Annotated in this window: 24 protein-coding genes; 8 read left to right on the forward strand and 16 right to left on the reverse strand. The window is 67.1% G+C overall.

Annotated features, from left to right (window positions below; all coding sequences use genetic code 11):
• Window positions 1-144 precede the first annotated feature (144 nt).
• Window positions 145-2,358 (reverse strand): molybdopterin-dependent oxidoreductase, encoded by a 2,214-nt coding sequence (locus RJ03_RS00690; protein WP_036497037.1) that lies wholly within the window; start codon window positions 2,356-2,358, stop codon window positions 145-147.
• A 110-nt stretch (window positions 2,359-2,468) separates the two neighbouring features.
• A complete protein-coding gene (locus RJ03_RS00695) occupies window positions 2,469-2,951 on the reverse strand; it encodes a hypothetical protein (protein WP_036497109.1) in 483 nt (160 codons plus the stop codon).
• A gap of 367 nt (window positions 2,952-3,318) precedes the next feature.
• Here RJ03_RS00695 and RJ03_RS00700 point away from each other — a divergent pair, with 367 nt between their 5' ends.
• Window positions 3,319-3,990, forward strand: a complete 672-nt coding sequence (locus RJ03_RS00700; protein WP_036497038.1) for a DUF4282 domain-containing protein — start codon at window positions 3,319-3,321, stop codon at window positions 3,988-3,990.
• A 122-nt stretch (window positions 3,991-4,112) separates the two neighbouring features.
• Entirely contained in the window at window positions 4,113-4,985 is an 873-nt protein-coding gene (locus RJ03_RS00705) for a helix-turn-helix domain-containing protein (RefSeq protein WP_036497040.1), read from the forward strand.
• Between the two features lie 58 nt (window positions 4,986-5,043).
• Here the strand turns inward: RJ03_RS00705 and RJ03_RS00710 are convergent, their stop codons facing one another.
• A complete protein-coding gene (locus tag RJ03_RS00710; RefSeq protein WP_036497041.1) occupies window positions 5,044-5,430 on the reverse strand; it encodes a MarR family winged helix-turn-helix transcriptional regulator in 387 nt (128 codons plus the stop codon).
• Window positions 5,431-5,633: 203 nt separating this feature from the next.
• Here RJ03_RS00710 and RJ03_RS00715 point away from each other — a divergent pair, with 203 nt between their 5' ends.
• Window positions 5,634-7,100 carry an MFS transporter gene (locus RJ03_RS00715; RefSeq protein ID WP_036497042.1) on the forward strand — a complete coding sequence of 489 codons (1,467 nt, stop codon included), beginning with the start codon at window positions 5,634-5,636 and terminating at the stop codon, window positions 7,098-7,100.
• Window positions 7,101-7,163: 63 nt separating this feature from the next.
• Here the strand turns inward: RJ03_RS00715 and RJ03_RS00720 are convergent, their stop codons facing one another.
• Window positions 7,164-7,721, reverse strand: coding sequence for a dTDP-4-dehydrorhamnose 3,5-epimerase family protein (locus tag RJ03_RS00720; RefSeq protein ID WP_036497043.1), 558 nt, complete (start codon window positions 7,719-7,721; stop codon window positions 7,164-7,166).
• 1 nt (window position 7,722) lies between these two features.
• Complete coding sequence (gene rfbA, locus RJ03_RS00725) at window positions 7,723-8,613, reverse strand: glucose-1-phosphate thymidylyltransferase RfbA (protein ID WP_036497044.1); 891 nt, start codon at window positions 8,611-8,613, stop codon at window positions 7,723-7,725.
• A gap of 229 nt (window positions 8,614-8,842) precedes the next feature.
• Between rfbA and RJ03_RS00730 the strand changes: the two genes are divergently transcribed.
• Window positions 8,843-9,874: an alpha/beta hydrolase gene (locus RJ03_RS00730; RefSeq protein ID WP_083870509.1), complete on the forward strand. Its 1,032-nt coding sequence runs from the start codon at window positions 8,843-8,845 to the stop codon at window positions 9,872-9,874.
• Between the two features lie 101 nt (window positions 9,875-9,975).
• Here the strand turns inward: RJ03_RS00730 and RJ03_RS00735 are convergent, their stop codons facing one another.
• Complete coding sequence (locus RJ03_RS00735) at window positions 9,976-10,686, reverse strand: DUF8020 domain-containing protein (protein ID WP_036497045.1); 711 nt, start codon at window positions 10,684-10,686, stop codon at window positions 9,976-9,978.
• 296 nt (window positions 10,687-10,982) lie between these two features.
• Here RJ03_RS00735 and rfbB point away from each other — a divergent pair, with 296 nt between their 5' ends.
• Window positions 10,983-11,984 carry a dTDP-glucose 4,6-dehydratase gene (rfbB, locus tag RJ03_RS00740; protein WP_036497047.1) on the forward strand — a complete coding sequence of 334 codons (1,002 nt, stop codon included), beginning with the start codon at window positions 10,983-10,985 and terminating at the stop codon, window positions 11,982-11,984.
• On the opposite strand, the gene RJ03_RS00745 is transcribed toward rfbB, so the two are convergent.
• A complete protein-coding gene (locus RJ03_RS00745; protein ID WP_083870510.1) occupies window positions 11,981-13,591 on the reverse strand; it encodes a DUF2142 domain-containing protein in 1,611 nt (536 codons plus the stop codon). The two genes, rfbB and RJ03_RS00745, sit on opposite strands and share 4 nt — an antisense overlap.
• Window positions 13,591-14,556, reverse strand: a complete 966-nt coding sequence (locus tag RJ03_RS00750; RefSeq protein ID WP_036497048.1) for a glycosyltransferase — start codon at window positions 14,554-14,556, stop codon at window positions 13,591-13,593. Before RJ03_RS00750 ends, RJ03_RS00745 begins: the two co-directional genes overlap by 1 nt.
• A gap of 228 nt (window positions 14,557-14,784) precedes the next feature.
• Between RJ03_RS00750 and RJ03_RS00755 the strand changes: the two genes are divergently transcribed.
• Both RJ03_RS00755 and RJ03_RS00760 read left to right on the forward strand, forming a co-directional pair.
• Window positions 14,785-15,294 (forward strand): GtrA family protein, encoded by a 510-nt coding sequence (locus tag RJ03_RS00755; protein WP_051024098.1) that lies wholly within the window; start codon window positions 14,785-14,787, stop codon window positions 15,292-15,294.
• Window positions 15,295-15,390: 96 nt separating this feature from the next.
• On the forward strand, window positions 15,391-17,286 hold the full coding sequence (locus RJ03_RS00760) for a glycosyltransferase (RefSeq protein WP_083870511.1): 1,896 nt from the start codon (window positions 15,391-15,393) through the stop codon (window positions 17,284-17,286).
• 43 nt (window positions 17,287-17,329) lie between these two features.
• Here RJ03_RS00760 and RJ03_RS00765 read toward each other — a convergent pair whose 3' ends face one another.
• The 8 genes from RJ03_RS00765 to RJ03_RS00800 form a co-directional block, all read right to left on the reverse strand.
• Window positions 17,330-17,773, reverse strand: coding sequence for a hypothetical protein (locus RJ03_RS00765; protein WP_036497050.1), 444 nt, complete (start codon window positions 17,771-17,773; stop codon window positions 17,330-17,332).
• A 206-nt stretch (window positions 17,774-17,979) separates the two neighbouring features.
• Window positions 17,980-18,828, reverse strand: coding sequence for an SDR family oxidoreductase (locus tag RJ03_RS00770; protein WP_036497052.1), 849 nt, complete (start codon window positions 18,826-18,828; stop codon window positions 17,980-17,982).
• A gap of 127 nt (window positions 18,829-18,955) precedes the next feature.
• Window positions 18,956-20,032: a ribosome small subunit-dependent GTPase A gene (gene rsgA / locus RJ03_RS00775; protein ID WP_051024092.1), complete on the reverse strand. Its 1,077-nt coding sequence runs from the start codon at window positions 20,030-20,032 to the stop codon at window positions 18,956-18,958.
• Between the two features lie 275 nt (window positions 20,033-20,307).
• On the reverse strand, window positions 20,308-21,165 hold the full coding sequence (locus RJ03_RS38230; protein WP_245552144.1) for a hypothetical protein: 858 nt from the start codon (window positions 21,163-21,165) through the stop codon (window positions 20,308-20,310).
• 31 nt (window positions 21,166-21,196) lie between these two features.
• Window positions 21,197-22,120 carry a galactofuranosyltransferase GlfT1 gene (gene glfT1 / locus RJ03_RS00785; RefSeq protein ID WP_051024093.1) on the reverse strand — a complete coding sequence of 308 codons (924 nt, stop codon included), beginning with the start codon at window positions 22,118-22,120 and terminating at the stop codon, window positions 21,197-21,199.
• Between the two features lie 104 nt (window positions 22,121-22,224).
• A complete protein-coding gene (gene wzt / locus RJ03_RS00790; protein WP_036497055.1) occupies window positions 22,225-23,031 on the reverse strand; it encodes a galactan export ABC transporter ATP-binding subunit Wzt/RfbE in 807 nt (268 codons plus the stop codon).
• A gap of 8 nt (window positions 23,032-23,039) precedes the next feature.
• On the reverse strand, window positions 23,040-23,864 hold the full coding sequence (wzm, locus tag RJ03_RS00795) for a galactan export ABC transporter permease subunit Wzm/RfbD (protein ID WP_051024100.1): 825 nt from the start codon (window positions 23,862-23,864) through the stop codon (window positions 23,040-23,042).
• 136 nt (window positions 23,865-24,000) lie between these two features.
• Entirely contained in the window at window positions 24,001-24,597 is a 597-nt protein-coding gene (locus RJ03_RS00800; protein WP_086007166.1) for a bacterial proteasome activator family protein, read from the reverse strand.
• A gap of 235 nt (window positions 24,598-24,832) precedes the next feature.
• Here RJ03_RS00800 and RJ03_RS00805 point away from each other — a divergent pair, with 235 nt between their 5' ends.
• Window positions 24,833-26,038 (forward strand): cysteine desulfurase-like protein, encoded by a 1,206-nt coding sequence (locus RJ03_RS00805; protein WP_036497057.1) that lies wholly within the window; start codon window positions 24,833-24,835, stop codon window positions 26,036-26,038.
• The last annotated feature ends 4 nt before the right edge of the window (window positions 26,039-26,042 follow it).

The following is a 26,042-nucleotide window of genomic DNA, read 5'->3' on the forward strand; positions in this document are numbered from 1 at the left end:
TGAGATCCGCACGTGGATGGTTCGGCGCCGAACCCGAAATATGCCGAAATACTATAGGAACGAACGTATTTCGGATGGCGAATCCCGCAATGCCGAAAGGTCGTTTGCCCCGGGGATGCCGACCGATTCGGACGTATCGGAGAATCACACCGGCGTGATGGTCACCGGAACTCCGTTGAACACCGCATTTCCGGATACGGCGTCGATCCGCGAATCATCGGTCAGGGCATTGGCATTCACGCCGGCGTGCTCGCGCGCGACCGTCTGGGTGCTGCCCGAATGTCCCCAGCCGTGCGGCAGGCTCACCACACCGGGCATGATCCGATCGTTCGGTTCCACCGGCACGGTCAGCTTTCCGGTCGCCGACTCGATCGCGGCCAGCTCGCCGAGTCCGAGGCGCGCCACGTCGTCGGGATGAACATGCAGGGTGCAGGTATTCGAGCCACCGACCAGGGCCGCGACATTGTGCATCCAACTATTGTTCGACCGCAGTTGCCGCCGGCCGATCAACACCACATCCGGTCGGGCAGCAGACATTTCGGCCAGCAGCCGGGTCGTGTCGTCGAGCAGCTGCTGCGGCGCCAGCTCCACCTTTTGCGAGGCCGTGCGCAGCACGCCGGGCAGCCGCGGTTGCAGTGCGCCCAGATCGACGCCGTGCGGATTGTCCAGCAGGACCTGCAGGTTCAGCCCCCCGGGCGCGATGTCGACGGACCGGCGATCGGGATTCCATTCGCCGTACGGACCCAGGCGCAGCATCATGTCGATGCGCTGTTCGGTGCTGTTCGCGCCGATCAGCTCGTTGCGCCGCGCGCCGAGTCCGGCCTTGTGCAGGGTGGCGGCGATGATCAGCTCGTCCACCGCCGCGACGGAATCGGTTCCCGGCTCCGGCCGCTGCCCCGCCACGGAAAGTGCCAGGCGGGCAAGTATTTCCGGCTCCGAGGGCCGGTCGCCGGGCAGCCCGACCACCGGCGGGGAATAGCGGGCGTAGTTGTGCACCGCGAACTGCAGCAGCGCGAAATCGTAGTGCGGCGCCTGCAGTGTGCGCGGCGGCGGCAGGATCACATCGGCATGGCGGGTGGTCTCGTTGAGGTAGCGATCCACACTGACCATGAAGTCCAGTCCGGCCAGCGCTTCGCCGAGCCGCGCGCCCGCGGGAGCCGAGAGCACCGGATTGCCGGCCACCGTCACCAGCATCCGGACCTGTCCCTCACCGGGGGTGAGAATTTCGTCGGCCAGCGTCGCGACGGGGAATTCGCCCATGGCTTCGGGCAATTCGCGCACCCGGCTGGCCCAGCGCCCGAGCCGGAACGGCCGCGTCCGCACGATGCCCAGGGCCGCGGCGGTGGCGAACATCGCGCCGCCCGGCCGGTCCAGATTGCCGGTGAGCACGTTGATCACGTCCACCAGCCACTGCGTGACGGTGCCGAATTCGGCGGTGCAGGTGCCGATGCGCGCATAGACCGCGGCCGTCGGCGCCGCCGCCAGCTCCCGCGCCAGCCGCCCGACGGTCTCGGCCGGGATGCCGGTGCGTGCCTGCACCGCCTCGGGAGTGAACGGGAGTGCGGCCGAACGGATCTGCTCGAGACCCGCCACCTCGACGCGGATATCGGTCAGATCCTCGGCGAAGAGTGTGTGCACGATGCCGAACAGCAGATACGCGTCGCTGCCGGGCCGGATGAACAGATGTTCGTCGGCGAGGTCCGCGGTGCGGGTGCGCCGCGGATCGACCACGACCAACCGCCCGCCGCGCTTGCGCAGCGCCTTCAACCGGCCCGGATAGTCCGGGGCGGTACACAGCGAGCCGTTGGATTCCAGCGGGTTGGCGCCGAGCATCAGCAGATAGTCGGTGCGGTCCAGATCGGGCACGGCGACCGTGAGCGGATCGCCGAACATGAGCCCGCTCGACACCTGTTTCGGCATCTGATCGGCGGTGCTGGCCGAGTACAGGTTGCGCGTGCTCAACGCCCGGATCAGTGCCGGCACGTACAGCGCGCCGGCGATCGTGTGGGCATTCGGATTGCCCAGATACAGCGCGGCGGCCTGGCGGCCGTATTCGTCGAGGACGGCCGGCGCTCGCTCGGCGATGAGATCGAAGGCCTCGGCCCAGGTGGCCTGCCGCCAGGTGTCGGTGGCGCGATCACGGATGATCGGTTCGGCCAGCCTATCGGGGTCGGCGTCCAGCGCCCCGAGGCTCGCACCCTTGGGGCAGATGAAGCCCCGGCTGAACGGGTCCTCGCGATCGCCGCGCACACGCGTCACCCGGTCGTGGGCGTCCAGGGTGATCTCGAGTCCGCAGACGGCCTCGCACAGCGGGCAGGTGCGGTAGGTGGTCCGGGCTTCTGCGGTGACGCGCGTCATGGATCCATCATCGTCGGCGGTCGGTCGTCGCGCCGCGATTCATCCGAAATGCACGAAAACCGCGAAACCGCGAGAACACTGTCGTTCTCGCGGCTTCGCGGATGGTCGATTCAGCTGGCGATGCGAGCGACCTGCGGCTTGCGGCCGGAGTTCGCCGAACGCACGGCCGCGGCGATCGCGACGACCGGCGGCAGCCAGCGGGCCTCGGTCGGCGCTACACCCCAGCAGGCCTCGCCGGCCGAGAGCTGGGTGGGCGGCAGCGGGATGCCCGCACCGTCGGTGTAGACGATCGCGCCGGCCGCGCGCAGCGCCTCGAGCGCCATCGCGGCCTTGGCGAGTCCGGTCACCAGGTGGATCTCGCGGCGCTCGGCGCCCGGGATCTCGATCACCGGTCCGGACAGGTTGTTGGCCCGCAGGAATCGGCGCACGTTCGCGGCCAGTTCGCCGGCGACCTCGATACCCGAAACATTCGCATCGGTGATCAGGCAGATGCCGTTGGCCGTTTCAGCGACCGTCCACCCGCGCTGGATGTAGTCCTGCGCGGTAGCGGCCAACGTCGCCGCGTGGACGGAAGTCGGAAACGCTGTACGCACTGTGTTCTCCATTCCCCGGGTAGATCTGGGTCCTGCGTCGGTGTTCATGGGACGTATCGGGCCGCGCTACCGGCGGTGTTACAACTTGGTGGAAATTTCTTCGTGATGGTCGGATACGTCACACGGGCGGGCGGTGATCGCCGGTGGCTATGAACCTTTCGGAGCGCCGTACCCCGCCGTTGTGAACTGCTACGACTACCACCTTTGTGCGCGTCGCTGTGAATCGAATGCGTTGCCGCTGTTGATTCCCTGGCAGCTCGCTGGGAAGAAATGGGGAGAAAGTGTGACATGAGTCGCATGTGACCGATGGGATTCGAGCCCGCCCGGAGATTGCTCGCTTCCGCTGTGCCGGGAGAGGATTCGAATCATGAGCGAAGACCCGCAGCGACCCAGGAACCGGGATTCCGAGACCGGGGCCGCGCGCGATTCCGCTGGGGGCCCGCGGGATAGGGACGAGACGCCCGAATCGACCGGACGCGACGAAGTCGACGACCGCTCCGGCGAAGACGGCGAGGCCGACTACGCCGTGGAGTCCCGCTGGCTCGCGTGGAAGGACTCCGCCCGACGCCGCTGGTCACCGGAGGAGACCGCGGAGGACGAGCGGCCCGAACCGTTCCGGAGTCCCGGCGCCTTCCGTGCCTGGTGTGGTGCGGCCGCCCGCGCCTTGCTGGATGTGCAGTTCCGCACATCGGCCACGCGCACGCTGCTGCCGCTGGCCTATCTCCTGGGGCTGGCCTTCGCGATCGGCATCCCGCTGGTCCTGGTCGTGGTGCTGTGGCAGGTGTCCGCACTGCTGGGGGTGATCTTCGCGGTCGTGGTGGCGATACCCCTCGGCCTGACCATCGCGGCGTCGGTGCGGTTGGTGCTGGAATTCCTGGTCAACGCCTCGCGGCTGGCGACCCGGGTGGAGCACATCAACACCCTCGCCGACGATCTCTTCCGCGCGCTGTCCGACGTCGCCGAGCCGGTGAACCAGCTCTCGGAAGATGTTCGCGCCGTGCAATTCTGGCGGTTCCGCAAACGTCCGCCGCGCAGGTAGAAGGATCTGCGCGCCCCGGTCGATCGGCGCGGCTGTCGGGGGCTGTTCTGTTGTGCGACAATCCGTTCGGGGGTGTCCGAGCGAGTGCCGATGCCCGCGAAGGTTTCTGCCGAGGGGGGAAAATGGCTTCACCGCAGGGGATCACCGGTTCGACCATGCCGCGGCGGCAATTGGGCCGCCGGCTGCGTGACCTGCGTAATCGCGCGCGGATGACGACCCGGGTGGCCGCCCGCCGGCTGGAATGGTCGGAGGCCAAGATCTGGCGGATCGAGACCGGTCAGACCTCCCTGCGCAGCCTCGACGTGGAAGCCATGTGCAAGATCTACGGCGCGCCCGAGGCCGAGCTGGAACCTCTCACCGCGCTCGCCCGCGAAACCAAGGCCCGGGGGTGGTGGGCTCCCTACGGTGATGTGATCGCGGAGGGTTTCGACGTGTACATCGGCCTGGAAGAGGCCGCGACTCAGATCTCCACCTTCGAGAACGAATTCGTGCCGGGCCTGCTGCAGACCGAGGACTACACCCGCGCACTGCTGACCGCGGCCCGGCCGAATCTGAGCCCGGGCGAGGTCGAGCGCCGGATCGAGGTCCGCAGGCAGCGGCAGCGTCTGCTCACCCGCACGCCGGATCCGGTGCGGTTGGTGGCGATCATCGCCGAATCGCTGCTGTGGCGGCGGATCGGTGATCCGGCCGTGATCGCGGGGCAACTGGATCATCTGCGCCGGATGTGCGAGTGTCCGAACATCGATATTCGCCTGGTGCCCAACGATTCCGGCTACCACGAGGGTCTGGATTCCGGGCGATTCGTCCTGCTGGAATTCGGCGAAGCCGGTGCGGAAACCACCGAGCCGCCGGTGGTGTATGTCGAAACTTTCGCCGGTTCCACCTTTTTCGACAAAAATTCCGATATCGACCGTTATCGGGGCGCATTCGCGAATATTCGCGCCGCTTCGGTGGACGGGCGAGCGGCCCTGGACGAGGCCATCGCCGCTGCGTGACGCTCGGCCCGATTCGGTGCGGCCGGATTCGGTGCGGCCGGATTCGGTGCGGCCGGGTTCAGTGCAGAGTGCGTTCCAGGACGTCGCGGTGTGTCGGGACGGCGGCGGTGTGGACCGCGCGGCCCTTGTCGGTGAGGCAGACGTAGATCGCGCGGCGGTCCTCGGTGCACAGGGTGCGATCGACCAGTCCGTCGCGCTCCAGTCGTGCCACCGTACGGGACAGCGCGCTCTGGCTCAGGTGGATGTCGTGCGCCAGATCGCTCATCCGGTAGCTGTCACACGAGGCGTCGACCAGGCGATCCAGCGTCTCGAACTCGCTGAGGCCGATGTGGTGTTCACGCTGCAGATCCTTCTCCAGCGCACAGGACACAGCGGCATGGCGGGCGAGTAGATCGCGCCACTCGCCGACCAGGCCGCCCGGCCCGTCGTTCCGGACGGCCGGCACAGGGCAGCCGGTGTCGGTATCACTCGGCGCTACGGACGGCAGACCTGCGGATAGCGCCGTGTCCGGTGCTACCGCGTCCGTCGAATGCGCCGGAAACGCTGTCGACGCCTTTGTCATGTCGCCATCCTAGTGTCCGCGTCCGTTTCATGCAACCACATTAAATGCTTGTGCATTAGATGCGCACGCATGTAATGTTCCGCGTCATGACTTCCACAGCAACACTTCCGGCCGCCTCGGCGGCCGACACTCGGTGGCCGATCCGGCTCTGGGGCATGCTCATCACGCTGTGCATCGTGCTGTTCCTGGACGGCCTCGACGTCTCGATGGTCGGCGTCGCGCTGCCGTCCATCGGTACCGAACTCCATCTCGAAACCTCGACCCTGCAGTGGCTGGTCAGCGGATACGTCCTCGGTTACGGCGGCCTGCTGCTGCTCGGCGGCCGCACTGCCGATCTGCTGGGACGGCGCAAGGTCTTCCTCATCGCACTGGCGGTCTTCGCGGTCGCCTCGCTGGCGGGCGGGCTGGTCAGCTCCGGGCCGCTGCTGATCGCGACCCGCTTCGTCAAGGGTCTGGCGGCCGCCTTCACCGCGCCGACCGGGCTGTCGATCATCACCACGAACTTCGCCGAGGGGCCGGCGCGCAACAAGGCGCTGTCCATCTACACCGTCTTCGGTGCCGGCGGCTACTCCATGGGCCTGGTCTTCGGTGGCCTGATGACCGGTTTCGGCTGGCGCTGGACCTTCCTGCTGCCGGTGCCGATCGCGCTGGCCGCCCTGATCTCCGCGGCGATCCTGGTGCCGAAGGACAAGGGTGACACCGCCGAGGGCGGACACGATCTGCTGGGTGCGCTGTTCTCCACCTCCGCCATGCTGCTGCTCGTCTACACCGTGGTGTCCGCACCGCAGGCCGGCTGGGGTTCGGCGCGCACCGTGGGCTCGTTCGCGGCCGTCCTCGTCCTGTTCGCCGCGTTCGTCGCGGTGGAGAAGCGGGTGCGGCATCCGCTGATCCGCCTGGGCATCCTCCGCAAGGCCACGCTGGTGCGGGCCAGTCTGGTGATCGTCGCGGTGGCGGGTTCCTACTTCAGCTGGCAGTTCATCGTCACTCTGTACCTGCAGGACAGCCTGGGCTGGTCGCCGCTGACCCTGGCGATGGCGCTGCTGCCGGTGGGTGTACTGGTGGCGCTGTCGTCGGTGTTCTCCGACAAGTTGGTGGACCGCTTCGGCACCGGCCCGATCATCGCGGTCACCACCACCGTCATGGCGATCGGCTACCTGCTGTTCCTGCGGATCGATACCGCTCCGTCCTACGTCGCGGTGATCCTGCCCGCGGTGCTGCTGATCGGTATCGGATGGATCGGCTTCCCGGCCATCAACATTCAGGCCACCAACGGCATCGAGGACGAGGAACAGGGCCTGGCGGCCGGTGTGCTGCAGACCTCGATGCAGGTCGGCGCGGCGATCGTCCTAGCCATCACCACCGCGCTGATTTCCTCGGGCCCGCACGGTAATTCACCGCAGGCGGTACTCGACAGCTACCGTCCCGGCCTGATCTTCGCGGGTATCGCGGCGATCATCGGCGCCCTCATCGCCTTCACCCACTTCCTGCCCACCCGCAAGAAGCCGCAGGAGGTCGAGGACACCGAACAGGCACCGGAACTCGCGGCGGCCTGAGATCCGTCCCGAACGCCACGCCCGGCTCATCCGTTCGAGCCGGGCGTGGCGTCCGCGCGGTCCTCAGCGAAGTTCACGCAGGCGCGGCGCGGCCGCATCCTTCGGCGAGCGGATGAAGGTCAGCGGACTGCCGTCGGAACCGGCGGTGGGCCAGTCGATTCCGAGATCCGGATCGAAGGCGTCGAGGTCCCGGTCGAATTCGGGGGAGTATTCGAGCGAGCAGAGATAGGTGACGGTGGAATCGTCGGCCAGCGACAGCAGCGCATGACCGAGCCCCTCGGAGACGAAGACCGAGCGGCGCGTGACGTCGTCGATCACCACGCTGTCCCAGCGGCCGAAGGTGGGGGAGTCACGGCGCAGATCCACCACGACATCCAGGAAGGCGCCGCGCATGCAGGTGACGTATTTGGCCTGGCCGGGCGGATTCTCGGTGTAGTGGATGCCGCGCAGAACGCCGGCCGCCGAGGTGGAGGTGTTCATCTGCAGCAGATCCAAGGGCCGTCCGGTCGCCTTCTCGAATTCCGAGGCCTTGAACGTCTCGGCGAAGACGCCGCGCTCGTCGCCGCGCAACTCCGGCGTGAACTCCCACGCACCGGGGACCGCCAGTTCTCGAATCCGCATGTCAACCGTCCTGTCCGTAGCGATCGTCGCGCCCGCGATTCAGCAGGTCCAGCAGGTAGGTCCCGTACCCGGAGCGCACCAGTGGCTCGGCCAGCCGACACAGCTGTTCGTCGTCGATGAAGCCCATCCGCCAGGCCACCTCCTCGGGCACGCCGATCTTGAGGCCCTGTCGTTCTTCGATGGTGCGCACGTAGTTGGCGGCGTCCAGCAGCGAGTCGAAGGTTCCGGTATCGAGCCAGGCGGTGCCGCGCGCGAGGGTTTCGACCTGCAACCGCCCCTGTTCCAGATAGGTGCGGTTGATATCGGTGATCTCGTATTCGCCGCGCGCGGACGGCCGCAGGCCCCGGGCGATCTCGACGACGTCGTTGTCGTAGAAGTACAGGCCGGGAATGGCGTAGTTGGACCGCGGGAGCTTCGGCTTCTCCTCGATGGAAACGGCTCTACCCCGGTCGAATTCGATCACACCGTAGGCGGAGGGATCGGACACCCGATAGGCGAAGACCGCGCCGCCGTCGAGGCCGTCGAAGCGCCGCAACCGTGTGCCGAGACCGGGACCGTGAAATATGTTGTCGCCGAGCACCAGCGCCGCGCATTCGCCGCCGATGTGGTCGGCGCCGAGCACGAAGGCCCGGGCCAGGCCGTCGGGTTCGGGTTGCACCACGTAGTCGATCGCCAGACCGAACTGGGTGCCGTCGCCGAGCAGCCGGCGGAAGGCCCCGGCGTCTTCGGGGGTGGTGATCACCAGGATGTCGCGAATGCCCGCCAGCATCAGCGTGGAGAGCGGGTAGTAGACCATCGGCTTGTCGTACACCGGGACCAGTTGCTTGCTGACCCCGCGCGTGATCGGGTGCAGCCGGGACCCGGTGCCCCCGGCCAGAATGATTCCGCGCATGTGACGCAAGTCTGCCAGCTTCCGCCCGCTCGGGCTCGATGAGGTTCCGAGTAGACCGCGAAATGGTCACGATGGTTTCGCCGGACCCTGGTCGGGCGATCAAGTATTGCGTAGGTCACATATCCGTGGTGTTCTGAAGCACCAGTGTGTGAGATGTCAGCGCCGACACCTCCGCTACCGAATCTGCCGGTGGCCGGTCACTCGGCGCCGAGTGGCAGGTAGGTGCGCGATGACGGCGATTCCCATCGGCGAGGCCGAATTCCGGCCGGGGCTCGAACCCGGTGTTGTCGTGGAGCCGGTGGTGGTGAACCCGGACCGTGCGAGTCTGCATTCGCAGGCGGTGCTGCTGACCTGCCGGGGCGTGGTCGGCCCCGTCATCCGGCGCTATCCGATCACTCCGATGACCATGCCCGTCGCGCGAGTCCTGATCGACCGGCTGGCGGCGCTACGGCCGCAGGTGCGGGGCGTGGAACGCGAACAGGTGCGGATGAGCGGCTTCCGGATGGAGATCATCCGCCCGGCCGGCGCCCGGCGATCCCTGCGCGACGGCGCCGTGATGTACATGCACGGCGGCGGCTTCTTCCTGTGCGGACTGGACTCGCATCGGCCGGTGGCGGCCAGCCTGGCCCGCCGTACGGGGCTGCCGGTGGTGAACGTGGACTATCGGCAGCTGCCCGGGACGAATATCGCCGGATCGGTCGAGGACTGCCTCACGGCCTATCGCTGGCTCCTGCGGCACGGCGCCGATCCGGCACGCATCGTGTTCGCCGGAGATTCGGCGGGCGGTTTCCTCACCTTCGCCACCGCGTTGCGGGCGGCGCAGGCCGGGCTGCCCGGCCCGGCCGGCCTGGTCGGCCTGTCGCCGCTGCTGGATCTCGATTACCGGCTCAAGGGCGAGTACATGAACGTCGGTCGCGACGCCTACATCCCGATGGCGGCGGTGCGGCAGATGGTGCGTTACGGGGCCGAGGCGGAGCGGCCGCTCGACCCGGCCTTGTCGCCTGTGAACGGATCGCTCACCGGCCTGCCGCCGGCGCTGCTGATCGTCGGTGAGGACGAATTGCTGCGCTGCGACAGCGAATTGATGGCCCGCCGGCTCACCGCGGCAGGCGTGCCGAATTCGCTGGAGCTGTGGCGCGGGCAGGTCCACGCCTTCATGAGCATCCTGCCGAATATGCCGGAGAGCCGCGCCGCCCTGGCCCGGGTGGCGCGATTCGTGCGGGCGCGGGTCGAGCCGGAAGAGACCGCGCAGACCGCCTGACAAGAGGCGAAACGACAGTGCCCCGCCCACCGAACGGTGGGCGGGGCACTGTCTCTGATCCGAGGGATCCGCCCGCTCAGGGGTACGGGCAGCCTGCGGAATTACTTGGCCGGCGCCGGCGGGTTGAACGGCGCGGTCGTGGTGGCCCAGTACTGGATCGCGGCGCCGATCGCGACCGGAGCGGTCACGAAGATCTGGCCGGCGAGTACACCCAGGAAGCCGACAGCGGCGGCACCGGCGATGCAGCCGCCGAGCGGGCCGAGGCCGAACAGGGTGGCCAGCGCACCGGTGGCGACGACACCGAGGGCAGCGCCCGCGATGCAGCCGATGGCCGCGCCGCCGATACCACCGACCAGGGTGCCGATGGTGGCGCCGGTGGAGATGGTGTCCTTCAGGCGAGTGAAGGCCGCGACCTCACGGTCGTAGGGGGTCTTCCACGGAGCCGACTCCTCGAACGGCAGCGCGACCGGCTTGTAGACCGCGTGCTGCTCGTCGAACTGAGGGGTCAGGGTGGCGGTGTTGCCGGAGATGTCGGCGGCGATCGGGAACTCGAAGTCGTCGACTCGGAAGTTCAGCGGGGTGCCGGCGAGCACGGTGCCGTTGGCGGCCTTGATCTTCAGCATGCCGTCTTCGTTGACGATCGAGCCACCGTCGGTCTTGATGACGGCTTTGTCGTTGTCGACGACTTCGGCCTTGTAGTAGACGCTTTCGGGCGCCGCGGGGGCGGCGGGGTCGGCCGTGGCAGTGCCGGCTGCGACGCCGACGGCGGCGACCAGCATGGCGGCGGTCGCGACGAATTTCCTCATCATCATTTTCTGCGGAACCTCGATACAGAGTGGTTCTGGGACATGAGAAATAGAAATCGACGTCAGCTAACGAGCGGTGAACCTGTTGTGTCCGTTCATTCAAATTCTGTTCACCATCGGGTTCTTGCCGATTGTCAGGTTGTGGAAACATGCAGTATGCGTGCGGTTTTCGGACACCACCAACAATTCGAACAAATAGGACATCAAGAGCGTAGTGTGATGAAGGTCACACTACGCTGTAGGGCTGGTGTGACTCGCAGGTGATTCAAAGTCCGTATTCGCGCCCACGTTAGGGTGGCACGGTGCGATTGCTCGTAACCGGCGGAGCCGGATTCATCGGCGCGAACTTCGTCCATCAGACCGTGGCGGATCGACCCGACGTCCGCGTCACGGTGCTCGACGCACTGACCTATGCCGGAAATCGCGACTCGCTGGCGCCGATCGCCGATCGGATCGAGTTCGTACACGGCGATATCGCCGATTCCGGCCTGGTGGACCGCTTGGTCTCCGGAACCGACGCCGTGGTGCATTTCGCGGCCGAATCCCATAACGACAATTCGCTGGCCCGGCCCCGGGCGTTCGTGCAGACCAATATCGTCGGCACCTTCACGCTGCTCGAGGCCGTCCGCAAATACGATGTGCGCTACCACCACATCTCGACCGACGAGGTCTACGGCGACCTCGAGGCCGACGATCCGGCATTCACCGAGAACACCCCTTATCAACCGTCCAGCCCGTATTCGGCCACCAAGGCATCCAGCGATCTGCTGGTCCGTGCCTGGGTCCGGTCGTTCGGGGTGCGGGCGACGATCTCCAACTGCAGTAACAATTACGGCCCGTATCAGCATGTGGAGAAATTCATCCCGCGCCAGATCACCAATCTGATCGACGGGGTGCGCCCGCGCCTCTACGGCGCCGGACATCAGATCCGGGACTGGATTCACGTCGCCGATCACAACCGCGCGGTGTGGGACATTCTCGACCGCGGGCGCATCGGCCAGACGTATCTCATCGGCGCCGACGGTGAACTGGACAACCGGACGGTGGTGGAGTTGCTGCTCGCCGAATTCGGCCGCGATCCCGGCGATTTCGATCACGTCACCGATCGGCCCGGGCACGATCAGCGCTACGCCATCGACGCCACCCTGCTGCGCGCCGAACTCGGCTGGCGTCCGCGGTACGGCGATTTCCGCGCCGGACTGGCCGCGACGGTCGCCTGGTACCGCGACAACGAGGCGTGGTGGCGCCCGCAGAAGGAACACACCGAACGCGCCTACGCGGCGGCCGGCGAAAAGGTGCTCTAACCCCAGATCAGGACGTTGTATTTGATCGCGGCCGCGGCCAGTGCCACCACGGTCGCGACCACGACCGTGATCGCGGGCCCGCGTACCGGCGTCACGCCGCGGGAATCGCTGAGCCGCAACGGCATCCACCGCAGCAGCACCGCGAACCCGGCAATCGCGAGCGGTACGAAATAGCGCCCCTGCACGCCGTCGATCATCCAGTAGCCCACCGGGGTGAACGACATGTAGAGCGTCACGTAGATCATCGCGACACTGGCCAGCACGGTGAGCGCGACGATCCAGGTGCGCCACCGGTTACCGGTCAGCCGATCCGCGATACCGGCGCTCACCGCCAGCGCCAGCAGGCAGGCGAGGATCGACAGCGCGGGAACGTCCACATAGGCGAATCCCAGCTCGCCGAAGAATTGGATGAACCATTTCTCGTCCCGATACCAGATGCTGTCGCCGAAAGTATTGGCGAAATGCACCGGATCGGAAAGAATTCCGTGCAGTTGGTCGCCGGGGCGCACCGAACGCCATTCCGACGGCTTACGCATCAGGCCCATGCCGTCGCCCGTCGGCGCGGCGATCTTCATCCACACCGCGAACAGGATCGCGCCCAGCGCCGCGAAGCACCACGGCAGCCAGCGCAGCACCCTCCCGAAGCCGTACTGCCGGGCCGGAATCAGCACCACCAGCATGGCGAGGATGACGTAGGTCGGCTTGCTCAGCGGCAACGCCAGCGTCGCCGCCAGTGCGGCCACCACCTCCGGCTTCGTCAGCCGGGTGTCGAGGAAGACGCCCTTCACGACCAGGCACGACACCAGGACGGCCAGGGCGTTGGTGACGGTGTCGGCGGTGACCGTGCCCGCCTGGAACAGCGCGATGGGCAGCACCGCGATCGTGAACACCAGCCACTGGATGCGGAACGTCCGCAGCGCCCGCAGCGCGAACGCCACGATCACCAGATAGGCGAGCAGTCCGGCGAGCCGGGTGAGCAGCACCGTATCGCCGACGTCGAGGCCGATCGCCTGGGCCAGCCGAATACTCACGGCCGCGGGCACATACGGCACCGGCGAGTAGGCGGCGGTATTGGTGAACCACATCTGCTTGGTCGCGGTGGTGGTCACCGGCGCCGAGCCCAGCCGGTCGTAGGCGGTCTCGTCGGCGGCGAGCGGGGCCGGCTCGGTCGGATGACGGTTGTAGTCGGTGAAGGCGTAACCCATCAGACCGTCGACACTCAACGGGATCTGCCCGCCATAGGAGACGCCGCGGTCGTCGGTGATCCGCTCGGGGGTGAATCCGCCGTGCGCCACCTGGTACGCGCGGCCGAACTGGGTGATCTCGTCGTGACCCCAGAACGGCGGGGTGATGGTCGCGAACACGATGCCGAAGACGCCGGCCACCAGGACGAAGACCGCCGCGGCCGGGCCCAGGTGGTGCGCGATACCGGATCGGGTGCGCCGGAGCAGGCCCGAGGGCTGCCGCTGCTCGGCGCCGACACCCGCGTCGCCGCTCTCGCGGTTCGACTCGTCGCGGTTCGGTTGCTCGGTGTCGGCTTCCCTGGTCACGGCCTCGCGGTCGGAGGCCCGCCTATCGGCGGCCTCCTTGTCGGCCTGGGTCGTCATCAGTGTGCCTGCCGGACCTGCTCGGGCGTTTCGACGCCGACGGCCGAATACCGCAGGTACATCAGGCGGGCGGCTTCGTGCCGGGATCGGCGGATGCCGTCGAGGATCAGACCGGCGGTCCACGCCAGGCTGCCCAGCAGCAGCAGGGTGAAGCCGAGGAACAATGTCGGGAAGCGCGGCACCTGGTGGATTTCGTAGAACTGGATCACTATCGGCACGATCAGAATGATCGAGATCAACCAGGCCAGCGTGCCGAACAGTCCGTAGAACGCGACCGGTCGTTCGTGCCGCGCCAGACCGAAGATCAGGCCCAGAATCTTGAATCCGTCGTGGTAGGTGCGCAGTTTGGATTCACTGCCCTCCGGCCGGTCGCGGAATCCCACCCGCACCGAGGTCTGCGGCACGCGCAGATGCAGCGAATGCACGGTCAATTCGGTTTCGATCTCGAATTCGCGCGACACCGCGGGGAAACTCTTCACGAAGCGGCGGGAGAACACCCGGTACCCGGAGAGCATATCTTCGACGTTCTCGCCGAATACCTTGCCGACCACGCCGTTGAGGACGCGGTTACCGGCTTCGTGGCCCGCGCGGTACGCCTGCGAGCCTTCGTCCTCCTTGCGCACGCCGAGGACATGGTCGTAGGGGCCCGACAGCAGCGCCTCGATCATCTTCGGGGCGGCGAAGGCGTCGTAGGTGTCGTCGCCGTCGATCATCAGGTAGACGTCGGCCTCGATATCGGCGAATGCGCGCCGGACGACGTTGCCCTTGCCCTTGACGGTCTCGGTGCGCACGATCGCGCCCGCCTCCCGGGCACGTTCGGCGGTGGCGTCCGTGCTGCGGTTGTCGTAGACGTAGACGTCGATGCCCGGCACGGCAGCCTTGAGGTCCGTGACGACCTTGGCGACCGCAGCCTCCTCGTTGTGGCAGGGCACGACTGCGGCGATGCGAAGCTCGGTGGGGTTCACCCCGTCAATCCCTCATTTGATCGGCCGATGAAATACGGAACACCGGGAGGGTACAGGCCGGGGCCGGAGTCGCGCCCGCTAACCCTCACTGTGTCCGGTGCGGGGCGGTGCACCCGTCACGACCTCGCGCCCTTTGCGTCCGCTGTGAGCCGCCCGATCGCACCCGCGGCGAGCCGCGCTCCCACCGGCATCACGCGGTGGGGAACCGGGGTGCGGTACCGTCGCCGGGTGGCCAGCAGTGAGACGGCGACCGAACCGGTCGATCGAACCGGCGATACCTTGCGACACAAGGTCGTCACCGCCCTGCGGCAGGGATCGGCTTTTCTGGTGGTCGGCGCGATCGGATTTCTCGTCGACGCCGGAACCTACAATCTGCTGGTCTTCTGGGGCGGCGACGGAGTTCTGAATCACGCGCCGCTGGTCGCGAAGATCATCTCGATTCTGGTGGCCACGGTGGTCACGTATTTCGGCAACAAATGGTGGACTTTCGCGCACAAGCAGGGCGGCAGTCCCGCCCGCGAATATCTGCTCTATGCCGTTTTCAACGTGGTTGCCATCGGATTGCAGCTGGGGTGTCTGGCATTCTCCCGATATGTCCTGCACCTGTCCTCGCCGCTGGCGGACAACATCTCCGGCACCCTGATCGGCCAGATCGTGGCGGTGGTTTTCCGCTACTGGGCCTACGACACTTTCGTCTTCGCCGAGTCGCGCTCGGGTCGGTCGGACGCCGCGACATGAGACGGACATAATGGGTATCGCTCGCACCGAGCCCGCACTTGACCGCGCCCGCGCCGCATTCGGCGCCATCGGACACTGTTTACGAGGGATTCCACCATGGATCAGTCGGCTGGCCAGGCCGTGACCGCCACCGAGAACGACCCGCGGATCGCCGAGCCCGCACCCGGCGCCCTGCGGACCGAGCACCGCGCCCCCGACCGCCTGGTTCTGGCCCGGGGCATCTTCACCGGCCCGGCGCCGAAGATCAGCGACGAACTCTATGCGGTGGTCAAGGGCAAATCGCACCGCGAACGGCAGTCGTTGCGGCTGGAAAAGGGCGCGCACGCCCACACCAACACCTATTTCGGCCGATTCGCGGCCAGTTACTGGCAGCGCTGGACGACGGTGACCGAGGTCGAGGTCTCGATGCGGGTCGCGGTCGGTGACCGGGCCCGGATCCGGCTGGCCGCCTCCGATATCGCCGGGCACCGGCGCATCATCGACTCCGCGGATGTGCATTCCGACGGGACGGTGACTCTGCGGGCGCCGCTGGATCAGTATGTGGACGGCGGGGCGCTGTGGGTCGAATTCGATGCTGTCGGAGGCGAACTCGCGATCGGTGAGCTCACCTGGACCGCGCCCGCGCCGGATCGCGTCCGCCCGGTCGCGATCGCGATCTGCACCTTCAATCGGGCCGAGGACTGCGCGCACACCGTCGCCGCCCTCGCCTCGGATCCGGAGGTGCTGGCGGCCATCGACGCGGTGTACGTGGTCGACCAGGGCACCGACCTGGTATCGGACCGGGAGCTGTTCCAGCAGACGCAGCCGCGTTTCGGTGACAAGCTGCGCTACATCCGGCAACCGAATCTCGGCGGGGCGGGCGGCTTCACCCGCGGGTTGTACGAGGTGTCGGCGGCGAACGAGCACGCCGATGTCATCCTGATGGACGACGACATTCTCTGCGAGCCCGAAACGGTGTTGCGGCTCAACGCCTTTGCCAATCTCACGGTGGAACCGACCCTGGTCGGCGCGCAGATGCTGTTCCTGCTGAACCCCGACTATCTCAACGTCGGCGCCGAGGAGGTGCACCTGAACGAGCTGCGGCACGGTCAGAAGGTGCCCAAGGCGTTGCGCAACACCAGCATGCTCAAGCGCAATCAGGAGCGCCGCGTCGACGCCGGCTACAACGCCTGGTGGACCTGCCTGATCCCGGCCGAGGTGGTGGCGCGGATCGGACTGCCGCTGCCGATCTTCTTCCAGTGGGACGACGTCGAATACGGTGTCCGCGCCCGCGAGGCGGGATTCGTGACCGTGACGCTGCCGAATGCGGCGGTCTGGCACGCGGACTTCTACTGGAAGGACTTCGACGACTGGGCGCGCTACTTCAGTATGCGCAATTCGCTCATCGTCAGCTCCATGCACACCGATCTGGACGCGAAGGCGGTGACCCGCAAGCTGTTCCGTGAGATCGCGGAATATCTGGTGGGTATGCAGTACGGTCTCGCGCACACCACACTGCAGGGCATCGAGGATTTCCTGCAAGGCCCGAAGATCCTGCGCGACGGTGGAATTCAGGCCCTCGCGGCCGCCCGCACCAGCCGCGGTGACTACGGCGAGACCACGAAGCACGCGGCCGCCACCGCACCGGTCCGGCAGTCCGACATCCAGCTCCGCCGCGCCGGCGGCGAACCGAGCCGCCCACTGCTGGTGCTGGTCAAGCGTGCGATCCAGCAGTGGACCGGGCGCACCCAGCACGGCGTCGTCGGCGTCACCCGCGAGGATGCGCACTGGTGGCATCTGGCCCTGTTCGATCACGTCGTGGTGACCGACGCCTCCCAGTCCGGCGTGCGAATCCGGCAGCGGGACAAGGAGAAAGCCCGTGCCCTGCTGCTGCGCACCGTCCGGGCCCTGCGCCGGCTGCGCCGCGAACTTCCGGAGCTGAGCCGCCAGTACCGGGCCGCGGCACCGGAATTGACCAGCCGCGAGAACTGGGAACGGCTGTACGGCATCTGATCCGCGGGCCCGCCCGGTACGTCACCGGGCGGGCCGCCGCGGATCAGTGCCCGAACGAGCCGGTCGGAGGTGGCGGCGGATTGTTGTCGACGACAGCGCCGAGATATCGGAACGAGGTCGGGTAGGTCGGTTGCGGAAGGTCCGGGACGAACCGCGGCGGCTGCTGGTTCCAGGTGCCGTCGGGCTTTATATCGGGCGGCGGGGTCTCGAAGTGGCCGGGACCGCTCTCCATCGGGCACGCGTCGTTGATGCGGGCGTCACCGTGCGGCGGCACCCATGCCGTACCCCGGACCGTGCCACCCAGGCCCGAGCAGACGATCTCGGCGTCCACCCGGTAGGTGTCGTCGTTGTCGTTGTGGCAGCCGGCCCACTCGCAGAACACACCGGGTGAGACCTCGACGGCGGATGCGCCGGCCGCACCCCCGATCAGTGTGCTCGCGGCGACGGCCGACACGACCGTCGCGCCGAAAATCCAGCGGTATTCCATCGCGAATCAACTCCCCTCGATATCGCTGCCGTGGACTCTACCCCGCACGGCCGGAAACCGTTGTGGCACAGATAATGCCGTGTTCGCACGGCACGCGTTGACCATCTTCGCACTCCTGTCGACAGCCCGACCCGGTGCCAATGTATCGGCCTCGGATCGGGCTGTCGGTAGTGGCAACACCACTGTGGCGGGGAGTGCGGACCGGCCTAGAGGAACAGGTCCGTGGTCAGCGGGCCGTCACCGGGGACCACGCGGTACTTGTCCAGATCGGTGACGCCGTGCGCGTTCAGCACCTCGTCATCGATGAAGAAGTTGCCGGTGGTGTCCTTGGCGGGGGAGGTGAGGACCAGGTAGGCGGCGTCGGCGTAGATGTCGGGGGTGCGGGAGGTCTGGACCATGTCCTCACCGCCGAGCAGGTTGCGGACCGCGGCGGTGGCGATGGTGGTGCGCGGCCACAGCGAGTTCACGCCGATGCCGTACTTGCGCAGCTCCTCGGCCAAACCCAGAGTGGTGAGCGACATTCCGTACTTGGCGATGGTGTAGCCCAGCGAGCTGCCCGCCCATTTCGGGTCGAGGTTCAGCGGCGGCGAGAGGGTGAGGATATGCGGGTTGCGCCCGGCCTCGGCCGATTCCCTCAGCGCCGGGATGCTGGTCTTCGACAGCAGGAAACTGCCGCGGCAGTTGATGTCCTGCATCAGATCGTACTTCTTCATCGACAGCGTCTCGGTCGGTGACAGATCGATGGCCGAGGCGTTGTTGACGACGATATCGATTCCGCCGAACCGCTCCACGGTCTGGCGCACGGCTTCGGCGACGCCCTCGTCGTCGCGCACATCGCCGACGAATTTGTGCACCCGGCCGCCCGCGGCCTCGAGCTCCTCGGCGGCGGTGTGGATCGTGCCAGGAAGTTTCGGATGCGGCTGATCGGTCTTGGCGATCAGCGTGATGTTCGCACCGTCGGCGGCGGCCCGCTTGGCGATCTCCAGGCCGATGCCGCGGCTGCCGCCCGACATGATCATGGTGCGGCCGGCCAATGGCTTACCAGCTTCGGTCATATCCCTGCTCCCGTCTGTGCGATCACCCCGGCTCCATGATCGGCGATCCGAAGGAGCCGGGGTGCTGAACTACCCGATTCGCACAGTAGGGCACCGCGGCGAGCTATGCAACCAGTTGCATAGTCGGTCAGCGACGATGGCGACGAGGATCACGTTCCTTGTACATCCGCCGCTGCGATTTGCTGATCTCGCGCCAGACCCGCTCCCGTTCGGCGCGCAACCGCGCGTCGCTGCGGGCGGCGAGACGGTCGTTCTCGCGCTGCAGTTTGCGGTAGCTGTCCAGTCGTCGCTGCGGCAGCTCGCCGGTGTCGAGGGCCGCGAGAATCGCGCATCCGGGCTCGGTGCGGTGTTCGCAGTCGGAGAATCGGCATTGCGCCGCGAGCGATTCGATATCGGTGAAGGTCCGGGCCAGACCCTGTTCGGCAGCCCAGAGCCCGATCGCCCGGAGGCCGGGGGTGTCGATCAGGGTGCCGCCGCCGGGGATCGGCCGCAACTCGCGATGCGCCGTGGTGTGGCGCCCCCGCTTGTCCGAGGCGCGGACCCGGTCCGTCGCGAAAACCTCCTCGCTCAGCAGCGCATTGGCCAGAGTCGACTTGCCCGCGCCGGACGATCCGATCAGTGCGACCGTGCCGGCCGCCACCGCACACAGCACATCCATCCCGGCGCCGGTGGTCGTCGAGACCGGCACCACCGCCGCACCCGGCGCCGCGGCGCGCACGTCGGGCAGTGGAACATCCGGCGCCAGATCGTATTTCGTCAGCACCACGATCGGCTGCGCACCGGATTCCCAGACCAGAGCCAGCATCCGTTCGATGCGACCCAGGTCGATCTCACCGTCGGCGGCGACACAGATCGCGACGGTGTCCACATTGGTGGCCAGCACCTGTGCGTCGGAGCGGCCGGATACCGTCGCCCGCTGCAGAATTGTACGGCGCGGCAACAACTTTCGTACCGTGAACGCCGGCCCGGCGGACGTCTCGGCCGGTGCGACGGCGACCCAGTCACCGGTACACAGGCCGTTGATGTTGGTATCCGCCCGCGGACAGGAAGCGCGTGCGAGCCCGTCGGGCGTCGCGACATCGCATTCACTGCGATCCATCCGGATCACGCGGGCCGGGACCCAGCCGGTATCGAGCAGCCCTGCGTACGCGGCGGAGAGGTCGGCGGTCCAGCCATAGGGAAGGAGACGGTCGTAATCGACCATGAGGGGAGACATCCTTCGTCGGGCACCGAGCCCGCGAAGGGCTCAGTGCATGGGGAGGAAAGTGGAAATACGTGCGGTGGAGCGCTTTTCGGTCTGATACCGGGCTCCGTCCGCGACAATCCGACTGTCGACGTTCACGTATTCCACCTCCTCGACCCTCTCGTGTCTCGATACTCGGGTTCGGTCGCCTCCGCGACCGGATGGATAAACAATGACAGCCCGCCGCGCGGGCCGCAACGTATTTTCCCGGGCCTACTTCGTCCCGGGCCGCTCGATCAGATCGTGCAGGCGATCAGCAACTGCAGCAGGATGAACACCCCGACCACGCCGAGGCTGATGTAGGAAACGATCGCACCGGGTGCGGCCTGCGGTACCGGCCCGATGGCGCCGTTGATGAAGGCGATGGCAGGCGACTTGTAGTAGACGTGGGTGCTGTGGCCCTCCGCGACCGGCACGGTCGTCTCGGCCGGACCCATATCCCACAGCCACTTGGTCGCCACCCGCACATGATGCTGGCCGGGACCGACCGGAATGTGGGTCTGTCCCCACTTCGCCATCGGCACCTCCATGCCGTCGACGAGAATCTTCGGGCCGGTCAGCGCGAGCAGGAAACCCAGCGGGAAGTACGAGGCGTCGACGACGATGCCCTGCGGCCCCGGTTGCGGCTGGAACTGTACCGCCGGGCCGTAGGCGCCGTATTGGCCCTGCGGTGCACCAGGCGCACCGTAAGGCGCCGGCCCGCCGTTGAACGGCTGCTGACCCGGATAGGGCTGTGCCCCATAGGGATTCGCCGACGGCTGACCGTAGGGCTGCGGCGGAGCCTGGGGCGCGCCCCAACCCGGCGCGTGATGCGGCTGGGAGACGTTGTGCGGCTGGGGGATATGCGGCTGCGAGCCCGCGTGCGGCTGCGAGCCCGCGTGCGGCTGCGAGCCCGCGTGCGGCTGCGAGCCCGCGTGCGGCTGCGGATGTCCCGGCGCGGCAACGGCTCCGCTACCGCCGTGCGGCGGTGGCGCGCCGTAGGGACCGTTGGGCTGTGGCGCTCCGGGATACGGCTGCGCCGGCGGATACGGCTGTCCACCGTTCGGTGGGAATGGTTGCCCATAGGGTGGCTGCCCACCGTAGGGGTTGCTCACAGCCGTACCTCCTCATGCCAAAAGCACTGATCTAACCGGGTTTATGGAACTGCTCGCGTCGCCCCAGACGCCGCAGCCGCAACCATTCTCGCAGACCGGCCGGATCTTTTTGCTGTACGAGGAAGAACCAGGAGAACCGCGCCCACTCCTGGGGGAGCAGTTTGCGCATACCGGGCTGTGCCATCAAATAGCCACGGTTGCGGTAGGTGAAATAGCGTTTGACCGGATCGTCCGGATACTGGGTGTGCATCCGCCCGCCCAGAATCGGCTTGAATTCCGCCGACCCGTTCGGGTGCAGATACGCCGTCTGCAAACAGGTTCCGAACGGCAGGCCCGAACGCACCAGCCGCCGGTGCACCTCGACCTCGTCGCCGCGCACGAACAGTCGCAGATCGGGCACGCCGATCACCTCGAGCGCCTCGGCGGAGATCAGGGCGCCGTTGAACAGCGACGCGATGCCGGGCAGGAAGTCTTCGTCGCCGAGCTCGGACCGCAGCCGCCGCCACACCACGCCGCGGCGCAGCGGAAATGCCAGCCGATCGGGATCGTCGATATCGGCGACCACCGGCGAGACTTCCGAAAGACCGTGGCGCCCGGCGCAATCGAGCAACTTCTCCAGCACGTCCGGACCTTCGGGGCGGCCGTCGTCGTCGGCCAGCCACACCCAGTCCGCGCCCATGGTCAGCGCGTGCAACATGCCGAGGGCGAAACCGCCGGCGCCACCGAGATTGTGTTCCGAACCCAGATAGGTGGATTCGATCGGCTGTTCTTCCACCATCTCGCCGACCTCGGGCTCGTTGCCGTTGTCGATGACGATCAGATGGTCGATCGGGCGGGTCTGCGAGGCGAGCACCTTCAGCGATTCGCTCAGCAGTTCCCGGCGTTTGTGAGTCACGACCACCGCGATGATCCGGGCCACTCCGCTGTCCGCGGACGGGGCCGCCTGATCACTCATGGTCGTGTCCTTGTCTTCTGGGACATGGGCGGAGCGCTGCGTGGTTACGCTACGCTCCCGCCTCCGCGCCTGACCGCCCATGTCCTTGTCTTCTGCCGCCGTCGTCATGCGGGATTGCGTTCGAGTTCGAGCTCACGCAGGATCTGCTTCACGTGATCGCCCGCCTCCGGGCCCTCGTAGGCGCGCACCACATCCTCGATATCACCCTGCATGCGCAGCGTGCCGTGGTCGATCCACATTGCGGTGTCGCACAATTGGGCCAGGAATTCGTTGGAATGGCTGCAGAACACCAGGATTCCGGAGCGCGCCACCAGATCGCGCAGCCGGTTGCGGGCCTTCTTCATGAATTCCGCGTCGACCGCGCCGATACCCTCGTCCAGTAGCAGGATTTCGGGATCGATCGAGGTCACCACGCCCATCGCCAGCCGCACCCGCATACCGGTCGAATAGGTGCGCAGCGGCATGTTCAGATATTCGCCGAGTTCGGTGAAGTCGGCGATCTCGTCGACCTTGGCCAGCATCTGCTTGCGGGTCTGCCCGAGGAACAGCCCGCGGATGATGATGTTCTCGTAGCCGGAGATCTCCGGATCCATGCCGACACCGAGGTCGAACACCGGTGCCACCCGGCCGCGCACCCGCGCAGTGCCGCGGGTGGGCTCGTAGATGCCCGAGAGCAGCCGCAGCAGCGTCGACTTTCCGGCGCCGTTGTGGCCGACCAGGCCGACCCGGTCACCCTCCTTCAGCGACAGCGTGATGTCGCGCAGGGCCTCGACGACGACCACATCGGACTGATTGCGCCCGATGGATCCGCCGGCCTTGCCCAGGAAAGCCTTCTTCAGCGACCGTGACTTGGCGTCGAAGATGGGGAACTCCACCCACGCCTGGTGGGTTTCGATACTTACTCCGGTCATATCGTCCTCTACACCCAGTACGGCACGCGGGAACGGTATTGCTTCAACGCCAGGATCGCCACCGTCCAGCCGACCACGGTGATCACACCGACGACCAGCCACGACCGCACCTGCACCGGATCGCCGAGCAGGGGCGCGCGCACGATCTCCAGATAGTGGTAGGTCGGCACCAACTCGACCAGCTTGGCCCGCTCGCTCACCGCACCGCCCTGATCGTGCAGCGACTTCGTGGTCCACATGACCGGGGTCAGCACGAACAGCATCAGCGTCATACTGCCCAGAATCGGGGCGATGTCGCGGTAGCGAGTGGAGAAGATGCCGAACACGATCGACACCCACGCCGAATTCAGGAAGACCAGCGCGATCGCCGGAATCGCCAGCAGGACAGTCCAGTCCAGATGTTCCCAGACGCCGAAGGCCACCAGCATGACCAGATAGATCACGATGTTGTGCGCGAAGAACAGGAACTGCCGCCACACCAGCCGATACACGTGCACGCTCAGTGCCGAGGGCAGCTGTTTGATCAGCCCCTCGTTGGCGATGAACACGTCCGAACCCTCGAGGATGCTGGCGTTGATCACGTTCCAGACGATCAGGCCGACGGTCACGTACGGCAGATACGTCCACAGGTCCTGATTCAGGATCGCCGCGTAGAGGACACCCATCGCGGCCGCTTGTACGCCGGTGGCGATGGTGATCCAGAACGGGCCGATCACCGATCGCCGGTAGCGCTGCTTGATGTCCTGCCAGCCCAGCTGTAGCCACAGCTCACGCTGAGAGAACCCCTCGCGGAGGTCTTTGAACGCCCGCGGAAACGTTTGCGCATCCGACATCAGGGGCACCGTGGCGTCGGCCGGGCGTTCGGCTGTGGCCGAATCGGCAGGGGCAGCTGCTGGCACAGTGCACGACTGTAGCGCAGAGCCGATCCCCGCCGGTGGGGGCTCGAGGCTATCCGAGGATCAGCGGTGTTCAGAGGTACTGACCGCCTCCGGTCACCGATCCGCCCTGCCCGCCCTCGCGCGGGATGGCCGCACCCGGCGGCAGCGCGTGGCGCATCTGCTCGAGCTGCGCGCGGGCTGCCATCTGCTGGGCGAACAACGCGGTCTGAATACCGTGGAACAGACCCTCCAGCCAGCCGACCAGCTGGGCCTGGGCGATCCGCAGTTCCGCGTCGGACGGCACGGAATCCTCGCCGAACGGCAGGGCGAGCCGCTCGAGTTCGTCGCGCAACTCCGGGGAGAGTCCCTGCTCGAGCTCGTGCACCGAGGTCTTGTGGATCTCCTTGAGCCGGTTACGGCTGGCGTCGTCCAGCGGAGCCGCGCGCACCTCCTCGAGCAGCTGCTTGATCATGGTGCCGATCCGCATCACCTTCGCCGGCTGCTCGACCATATCGGCGAGCGATTCCTCGCCACCGGCGGTCTGCGCGCCCTCGGCGCCGGTGTCGCCTTCGCCGACCACCTGTCCGGCGAACGGCGCCTCACCCTGGGCGCCGGCCGGAATGACCAGCGGGCGCCCCTCGGGTCCGATCACCACGATGGAATCCGGTGCTCCGTCCGATTGCGTCATGGCATCCATGATGTCTGCTTCCCGCGCGGAGCGCTAAGTGAACGACGCATCGCCCGGTGAGGGCCCGGTGCCGGAACGGGGTACGCGGTCCGATTTCGGTCGGAAGTATTCTGTTGCGGTTCTGTCCGCCTCGTGTGTGGTTCGGTTTGTGAAAGTCGGTTGCCATGTCGCGTGATATCGCATTGGGTCGGCGCACGGTTCCGCCGACTTGCCCGCTGCCCTTAGAGTGGCGAGCATGACTTACGACGTCGCGAGGGTTCGGGGGTTGATACCGTCCCTGGGCGACGGCTGGATCCACCTGGACCCCCAAGCAGGGATGCTGGTCCCGGATTCGGTATCGCGCGCCGTATCAACCGGTTTCCGGACCTCTGCTTTTTCGCACACCAATCGTCATGCCGCCGCGCGCCGCAGTGGCGCGATTCTCGACGCGGCCCGGGAGGCGGTCGCCGATCTCGTCGGTGGCGATCCGGCAGGCGTCGTACTCGGTCCGGATCGGGCGGTGCTGCTGGCCTGGCTGGCCGAATCGCTGAGTTCACGGCTCGGCCTCGGCACCGGCATCGTGCTCTCGCGCCTCGACGACGAGGCCAACGTGGCCCCGTGGCTGCGCATCGCCAACCGCTACGGCGCCCACGTGCGCTGGGCCGAGGTGGAGATCGAAACCTGCGAGATGCCGGCCTGGCAATTCGAGGAACTGATCGGCCCGACCGCGCGACTGGTCGCGGTCACCGCCGCCTCGCCGATCGTCGGCTCCGCGCCCGCGGTCCGGGTCGCCGCCGACCGGGTGCACGAGGTGGGTGGACTGCTGGTCGCCGACTGCTTCGGCGCGGCGCCCTACGCCCTGATCGACATCGACGAACTCAATGCCGACGTCGTAGCCCTGTCCGCACCGGCCTGGGGTGGTCCGCAGATCGGGGCGCTGGTGTTCCGCGATCCGGCATTCCTCGACCGCATCCCCTCGATGTCGCTGAACCCCTACGCCAAGGGCGCCGAGCGGCTCGAGGTCGGCGGACATCAGTACGCGCTGCTCGCGGGGCTGACCACCTCGATCGACTACCTCGCCGGACTGGACGAACAGGCCACCGGCAGCCGCCGGGAGCGGCTGGAGGTGTCGATCACCTCGCTGCAGGACTATCACGACCAGCTGTTCGAGAATCTCATGGAGGTGCTCGACGCCGTCCCGGATCTGACCGTGATCGGCCGCGCCTCCACCCGCATCCCGACGGTCAGCTTCACCATCGCGGGAATGCAGGCGGAGAAGATCTCCGCCGAACTCGCCGACCACCGCATCGGCACCGTCAGCGGCGCGCACGGGGGCAGCCGGTTGCTCGACGCCCTGGGCGTCAACGACGAGGGTGGCGCCGTCACCCTCGGATTGGCGCCCTACACAACGAAATTCGAGATCGAGCAACTGGGCCGGGCGCTGAATTCGCTGGAGAAGTAGCTCA

It is taken from the genome of Nocardia aobensis NBRC 100429 (genome assembly GCF_000308375.1).
Taxonomy (GTDB): Bacteria; Actinomycetota; Actinomycetes; order Mycobacteriales; family Mycobacteriaceae; genus Nocardia; species Nocardia aobensis.